Raw genomic sequence first — 6,833 nt, 5'->3', positions numbered from 1 at the left:
GCCGTCGCCGCGCTTGAGGGTGATCTTCTGATCGGCGAGGATCCGGGCCGCGTCCGGGTAGGAGAAGTCCTCAACGGCGAAGGGCATCTCGGCTGGGGAGGCGGCCGCGGGGGACTGGGGGCCCGCGTATGCGACGCCGAGGCTCGCGATCCCGGCGAGGGCTGCCGTACCGCCGACGAGACCGGTGAAGAGTGCCTTGCGGGCCCGGGATATCGCCACGATTCTCCTTTGGTGCATGGGAACGGGAGGCAGCGATACCCCCCGGTAACTTCGCGCAAGTAAAGCACATGTAAGATCATGATAGACCCCAACACCCGCCCGTATTGGGCCATTTGGCGTCATTCATTTGAGTAAAACTGGCCAGATAGTGACTTTTTTCATCGCTCAAGGGCGCTCCGCCGCGAGGTCGGTCGGAGCGTCTCTTCACGTATCCACGCAAGAGCGAAGACAACACCAGACTGGGGGGAACGCCGTATGCGACGGCGAACACACATATTCCTCACCGGGGCACCTCGCCCCGCCAACCTCAGAGGCAGGCAGCGAGCCGCGTCGGCCTTGCACGCCGCCTTCGGCGTCGTCCTGCCGTCCGCCCTGCTCGCCGGTCTCGTGGGCGCGTTACCCGCGGCAGCCGACGGCGCTCAGGACGACCTGTCCTTCACTTCCGGGCGGGCACTGACCGTTCAGTACTGGCGGCTGGGCGGAGCCGGCGTCAAGGAAGCGGCGGAAAAGGCGCTGCTGGGCTCGGACAAGGACATCCAGAAGTTCCTCGACAACAGGGACGCCATCCGGTACGACGACGACTACGTCGCGACGAGCCGGCTCTTCAACGCGGGCGGACCGGCGGTCCGGGAAGCGGCCAAGCAGGCGCTCAAGGGCACTCCGGCTCAGCTGAACACGTTCTTGAACAGCGGCTGGAAGGCGCCGCTGAACGAGGACCGTCAGGTCGAGGTCTCGCGGATCATCAACCTGGGCGGTAGGGGCGTCAAGGAAGCGGGCAAGACCGCCCTCAAGGGCTCCCCTGAGGACATCGAGAAGTTCCTCGACGAAGGCCAGTACACGGCACGGGAATCGGACAACGAGGTCGCGGTCTCCAAGCTGGTGGCTTCCGGTGGTCCGAACGTGAAGGCGGCCGCGAAGGTCGCGCTGCGCGGGACCCAGGACGACATGGTCGAGTTCTTGGAGATCGGGCAGTTCACGGCCCGCAACCGGGACCAGGAGTACGCCTCCGTCGCGCAGCTGACGGAGGACGCCAAGCAGGCCGGCATCCAGGCCGAGGGTGCGACGAAGGCGGCCGAGGAGGCTTCCGCGCGTGCCATCGCCGCGTCCGTGCTGGCGAAGGAAGCCGCGCTGAAGGCGGCTGACGAGGCCAACAAGGCGAAGAACGACGCCACCCGCGCGGCGGTCAAGGCCAAGCAGGCCGCCGACGCGGCCCGTGCCGCTTCCGCCGCCGCCCAGCAGGCGATCAGTTCGGCGAACGCGGCGAGCCGTGCCGCACGCGTCGCGGCGCTCGCCGCCGCGCAGACCGCGACCGCTGCGGCGAACGCGGCCAAGGCCGCGAACGACGCCTACAACGCGGCCATCGCCGCCGGCAGCGATGCCACGCAGGCCTCGCGCGCCAGGGACCTCGCCGGCATCGCCCGGACGGCGGCCGCCCTCGTCGACACCTCGGCGCAGGCCGCGGAGATGGCTGGCCGGGCCTCGCAGGCCGCCGGTCTCGCGGCCAGGGCTTCGCAGAGCGCGGGTGACAACGCCGACGCGGCCGCCGACGCGGCCGAGCAGGCCAACAACTACGCCGACGCGGCCGGCAACTCCTCAGCCGAGGCCCGCCAGGCCGCTGCCGAGGCCCGTCGGCACGCGAACGCCGCGAACCGCGCCGCCGGCCAGGCTTCCACGCTCGCGCAGCGCTCCGCCAACGCGGCCTTCGAGGCGCGCGATGCGGCCCGGAGCGCGGCGAAGCACGCCCGCGCCGCCGCCGACGCGGCCGATGCGGCGGCAGCCCACGCAGGGCAGGCCGAGAATGCCGCCGCCGAGGCGAACAAGCACGCCGACGCGGCCAAGACCGCCGCCGAAGCCGCCGACACAGCGGTCACCACCGCCAAGAAGGTCGTACAGATCGCCCGGGAAGTCGAAGCCACCGACCTGACGACCCGGACCGAGGCCGCCATCGAGCGCGCCAAGACCCGCAAGGCCCAGACCGACACATACATCTCCGCTGCCGCCACCCAGCAGCTCGAGGCCGTCAACCTCGATGCCACGGCGACGGCGCTGGCCGCCGAGGCGGCCGAGCCGGGCGTGGACGTCAAGGCCACCGCGACCAAGGGACGCGCCCTGGCCCTGCAGGCGCTCAAGGTGCGCGGTCCCTGGAGCCAAGGCGCCGCGACCGCCGCGCTCTCCGGGACAGACGCGGAGGTCTTGGCCTACCTGCGCACGCGCTGGAAGGAAGCCGGGCAGGATGAGATCCGCGAGCGGGTCTTCCAGCTGAGCGGCCAGAGCCCGTACGCGTCGGTGCGCAGCGCCGCCGCGACCGCGCTCCGGGGCACGCCCGAACAGATCAACGGCTTCTACACCACCGGCCAGTACGCGGCCGGTACGGACGACCTCGCGGTCGAGGTCTCGAAGCACAACAACACCGGCGGCCCGAGCGTCAAGGACGCCACCAAGAAGGTGCTCGCCGACGGCAGCGGCAAGGCGCTCGCCAAGTTCCTCGCCGTCGACCAGTATGCGGCGCGGAGCAGCGACGAGCAGGTCATCGCCTCCCAGCTCGTCAACAACGGCGGACCCGAGGTCAAGGCAGCGGCCAAGATCGCCCTGGCCGGTCCCGCCGACCAGCTCCACGAGTTCGTCGCGGTGGGCCAGTACATGGCGGACCGCAAGGACAAGCTCGCCGAGCACCACAAGAACCAGATCGATCGCCTGCTCGCCGAAGCATCCGGCATCGCGGCGAAGGCCAACGAGAACCGCTGGCGCGCCGCCGAGGCCGCCGCGAAGGCCAACGCGGCCAAGGAAGCCGCGGATGTTGCGGCAGCCGAGGCCAGGAAGTCGGCGCAGGCCGCGGCCGCGTCCGCGACGGACGCCAACAACTCCGCGAACGCGGCCGAGGCCAGCGCCGCCGCGGCCAAGAAGTCCGCCACGACCGCCCGCAATGCGGCAGCCGCCGCCGACCGTGACGCGGACGCCGCCGAGGAGTCGGCCGCACAGGCCGAGTTCTCCGCGAAGTACGCCCGCGAATCCGCTGCCAAGGCGCAGCAGTCCGCGGACATGGCGCGGGATTCGGCCACCGCGGCCGGCAAGAGCGCCGAGGAGGCCAAGACCCTCGCCTCCCAGGCCTGGACCGAGGTCAAGGTCAAGCGCGAAGCCGAGGAAGCCGCCGCACGCCGTCAGGCGGAGGAGGAGCGCAAGAAGCAGGCCGAGGCGGAGAAGAAGAAGCCGAAGTGCATCGTCCCGTTCAACCGGGACAGCCTGCCGCCGTGCATGATGGGCGCCGAACCCGACGAGATCGTCTTCGCCAAGCCCGACTGGGAACTGACGAAGCTCGTGCTCAAGGGCGCCTGGGAGCTCTCCGGCGGCGCCGACATCCAGCGCTGCATCGAGGACCCCACGTGGGGCGGCTGCGCCATGGCCGTCGTCGGCGTCACGCCGTGGGGCAAGGCCATGATGGCCGTCAAGTGGGGCGGGCGGGGCGTCGAGGCGCTGGCCGAGGGCCGGAAGCTGCGCAAGGGCATCGAGTGCGTGGTGGGAGCCGCCAACAGCTTCCCCGCCGGCACCCGGGTCCTGATGGGCGACGGCACCACTCGCCCGATCGAGCAGGTCAAGGCCGGTGACACCGTCACCGCCACCGACCCCGAGAGCGGCATCAGCGGCCCGCGCCGCGTCGAGGGCACGATCTACACGCCCGACGACCGTGACTTCACCGACATCACGCTGAGCGGTGGCGGTTCCGTCACCGCGACGGACCACCACCCGTTCTGGTCCCAGAACGACGGGGCGTGGACGAACGCGGTCGACCTGGAGGCCGGGGACACCCTGCGGACCGCCGAGGGCAAGACCGCGCAGATCGGCGCGGTCCGGCACTGGAAGACCTTCCAGCCCGCCTACAACCTCACCGTCAATGACCTCCACACGTACTACGTGGTGGCGGGTACCACTCCCGTCCTGGTCCACAACACCACGCCGTGCCAGCGGTTCATCGACGGTGACATCTGGGACGACGCGTTCGAGGTCAACGGAAGGACCCTGGAGACCATGGCAACGGTGACGCGGAACGGCGACACCCTGCAGTTGGACGGCCTCATGGTGTTCCCCAGGGGAACGGACGGCCTCGACAGGGCGCCCGTCGGCGTCGACGAGGTGCTCCAGCTGAAGCGACCAGTGGCCGAACAGGCGAAGGCCGACGGGTTCAAGACCGTGGTCCTCACCTATGAAAGGCACATCCCCAAGCCCGACGGCACCATCTTCAAGCGCATGGGGACAATGAAGCTGGACGTGGCAGAGATCCTGGGAGGATAAGCATGGACCGGACGGCGCTGAACGCGCTCGCGGTCGAGTTGACCGCGCGCGGCGATCTTGACCGCGAGCAGGTCTTCCGGGAGCTCCGTACCCGGGGGATGTCACCGCTGGAGACCATCTACGTGGTGACGCGTACTTTCGGGATCTCCCTGCCCGAGGCGAAGACGGCTATTTACGAGAGTGCCGCGTGGCGTGATCAGACTGACGACTGGGCCAGGCTCCAGTCGGGCCTGACGGACGGCGCGGACGGCTCCGGCAGCTCCGGCAGCTGAGGGAACAGTGTGGGCGGCGGCTCTTCGGAGGCGCCGCCCACACTGTTCCGGCCAGACCGGCCTGCAAAAAAGCGTTCGATCGCGTTCGACCGCCGGTCCACCCCCGCGATCCACCGCCTCCCGCAGACGGTGCACTCCACCACGCCGGCCCTCCCGCACGGCCGCGAGGCGCTTGCGCAACTTCTGCTGGCGACGCCATGACCCGGAGCGACATGCAGAGGAACAGAACACCGCATCCGGACCGGCCACCGGCGCCAGCACCTCGTCACACACGCTGGCACCGACGTTCACCAACCCGGACAGTGGCAGCAGACACCCCCGGCCGGGTCTTGAAGTTCGTGCCAGTCGGCATCGGTGAGCTGGCGGCGGATCAGGACCGCCTCGTACATCGCGAACCGGTTGGGCGCGGCAGCGGGATCGGGCCGGGTGGTGTTCGTGTGGGGCGTCATGCCGGTACAACGCCGACGGGGTGAGGCAGGTGCTCCCGTCTTGCCTGTGTCCGCCGAGTGCACGGGCCGGAGGCGACCGCCAGATCGGTGCCAAGCCGCAGGGCACGTCGTTCCTCCGCCGCGCCCGCTGTACGCACGCCCCGCGTACGCGATATGCACGCTTCACGGAGTTGGGCGCGCCGCACGGGCGCCTCGCCCCGGCCCCGCAGGCTGCCCCCGCTACTGCGCCCACTTGATCCCGAGCTCCCGCAGCGCCTCCCGCTGTCCGGCGTCGAGCTTGTTGCGGCGGGCCTTGATGTTGGAGACCCACACGCCGAGCTTCACGATCACCGGCTCGGCCGCGCCGTCGACGGTGATGGTCTCGCTGTGTGCGATGTGTCGGTTTCATGCCAGTGAGCTGATGGCAGTGACAGTTGATCAGGTAAGGCGTGTTCCTGCAGGTCGGCTTGTGGCGATGGCTGGCCGCTGACATGCCGGTGGTGCTTTGTGTCTTGGCGGCTGAGGTTGAGTGGTACATCCGCAGGTGGCTCACTGTCGTGAAGGCGGTACATCGCCAGGGTCTTTGAGAAGTGATCTTGTGTCCGGGTTCGTCAGGCCAGTCCGAGGGCGGTGAGGGGCCGCTGGTGGTCGCGGCCGGTGCGGCGGAGGGCGGCGGCGATGTTGGTGTGGCCGTCCTGGCGGTGGATGCCGATGGCGAGGTTACGCAGGCCGGCCATGACGCAGGGGCATTGCGTAGTCGAGGTTGGTCCGGTTAGCCGGGTTCATGCGTGACGTGACGTCATGTCCGGTGTGCCGTAAGGGAACCCGGACAGCAGAGCAGGCACGGTGCTGGTGATCATGTGGTTGTCGAGACCCATGAGAACCGAGCGAGACCGTGCCTGCCCGGACATCATCGCCCATCCCCGCCGCGCTGGAACAACTGGGCTCCCAGGCTGTCGTCCTTGTCCCGGACGACGTCGTTGACCTGCGCCGATTCCTGATCCATGTCGCCGATCCCCGTGACAGGCGGGGACGGAGGTATCCGGTCCTCGCGTTGTTGTGCGCGACGGTCGCGGCGGTGCTGACCGGGGCCCGCTCGCTCATCGCGATCAGCGAATGGATCACGGATGCCCCGCAACAGGTACTGGACGCCCTCGGCTTCGGCCTCGACCCGTTCACCGGGCTGCGGCCGGTGCCGCACGCTGCCACCGTGCGGCGTCTGCTGCAACGCGTCGACGGTGACGCACTGGACACGGCGATCAGCGCATACCTGCAGGCCAGAGCGGCACCTGGGCCCTTGCCGGCAGGGGAGCGGCCGGTGCGACGGGTCATCGCGGTCGACGGCAAGGTGGTCCGCGGCTCGCGCACCAGGACCGCCGCGGCGATCGGGCTGCTGGCCGCGATGGAGCACCACGGCGTGGTCCTGGCCCAACGGCAGGTCGCCTCCAAGAGCAACGAGATCCCCTCGTTCCAGCCCCTGCTGGACCCCCTCGACCTGGAGGATGCTGTGCTGACCACCGATGCACTGCACTCTCAGCACGATCACGGCACCTACCTGACAAGCCGCGGTGCCCACTACCTGGCCGTCGTCAAGAAGAACCATCCCGGCCTGCACGAACAGGTCAGG

At 69.6% G+C, this 6,833-nt stretch carries 5 protein-coding genes and 1 pseudogene; 3 read left to right on the top strand and 3 right to left on the bottom strand.

The genetic code is table 11. The features are described from left to right. Positions 1 to 219 (bottom strand): annotated as a pseudogene (locus tag ACFWTC_RS38170) (hypothetical protein); the annotation flags it as partial. Between the two features lie 336 nt (positions 220 to 555). Here ACFWTC_RS38170 and ACFWTC_RS38165 point away from each other — a divergent pair. Together ACFWTC_RS38165 and ACFWTC_RS38160 are read left to right on the top strand one after the other, a co-directional pair. Beyond that, positions 556 to 4,506 carry a polymorphic toxin-type HINT domain-containing protein gene (locus ACFWTC_RS38165; protein WP_384030523.1) on the top strand — a complete coding sequence of 1,317 codons (3,951 nt, stop codon included), beginning with the start codon at positions 556 to 558 and terminating at the stop codon, positions 4,504 to 4,506. A gap of 2 nt (positions 4,507 to 4,508) precedes the next feature. Continuing rightward, positions 4,509 to 4,778: a hypothetical protein gene (locus ACFWTC_RS38160; protein ID WP_384030525.1), complete on the top strand. Its 270-nt coding sequence runs from the start codon at positions 4,509 to 4,511 to the stop codon at positions 4,776 to 4,778. Between the two features lie 287 nt (positions 4,779 to 5,065). Here the strand turns inward: ACFWTC_RS38160 and ACFWTC_RS38155 are convergent, their stop codons facing one another. Further along, complete coding sequence (locus tag ACFWTC_RS38155) at positions 5,066 to 5,227, bottom strand: hypothetical protein (protein WP_384030527.1); 162 nt, start codon at positions 5,225 to 5,227, stop codon at positions 5,066 to 5,068. A gap of 590 nt (positions 5,228 to 5,817) precedes the next feature. Next, positions 5,818 to 5,943 (bottom strand): hypothetical protein, encoded by a 126-nt coding sequence (locus tag ACFWTC_RS38150; protein ID WP_384030529.1) that lies wholly within the window; start codon positions 5,941 to 5,943, stop codon positions 5,818 to 5,820. Between the two features lie 317 nt (positions 5,944 to 6,260). Here ACFWTC_RS38150 and ACFWTC_RS38145 point away from each other — a divergent pair. After that, positions 6,261 to 6,833: ISAs1 family transposase (locus ACFWTC_RS38145; RefSeq protein ID WP_384075103.1), on the top strand; the 573-nt coding region annotated here is incomplete at its 3' end.

It is taken from the genome of Streptomyces sp. NPDC058619, from assembly GCF_042717785.1.
Taxonomy (GTDB): domain Bacteria; phylum Actinomycetota; class Actinomycetes; order Streptomycetales; family Streptomycetaceae; genus Streptomyces.
Note: the sequence above shows the minus strand (reverse complement) of the source record. Positions and strands in the feature narration are given on the sequence as shown.

Excerpts from the sequence above, each read along its gene's own strand:
- ACFWTC_RS38155 (WP_384030527.1), bottom strand. The coding sequence starts at position 5,227 with ATGACGCCCCACACGAACACCACCCGGCCCGATCCCGCTGCCGCGCCC.
- ACFWTC_RS38150 (WP_384030529.1), bottom strand. The coding sequence starts at position 5,943 with ATGGCCGGCCTGCGTAACCTCGCCATCGGCATCCACCGCCAGGACGGC.
- ACFWTC_RS38160 (WP_384030525.1), top strand. The coding sequence starts at position 4,509 with ATGGACCGGACGGCGCTGAACGCGCTCGCGGTCGAGTTGACCGCGCGC.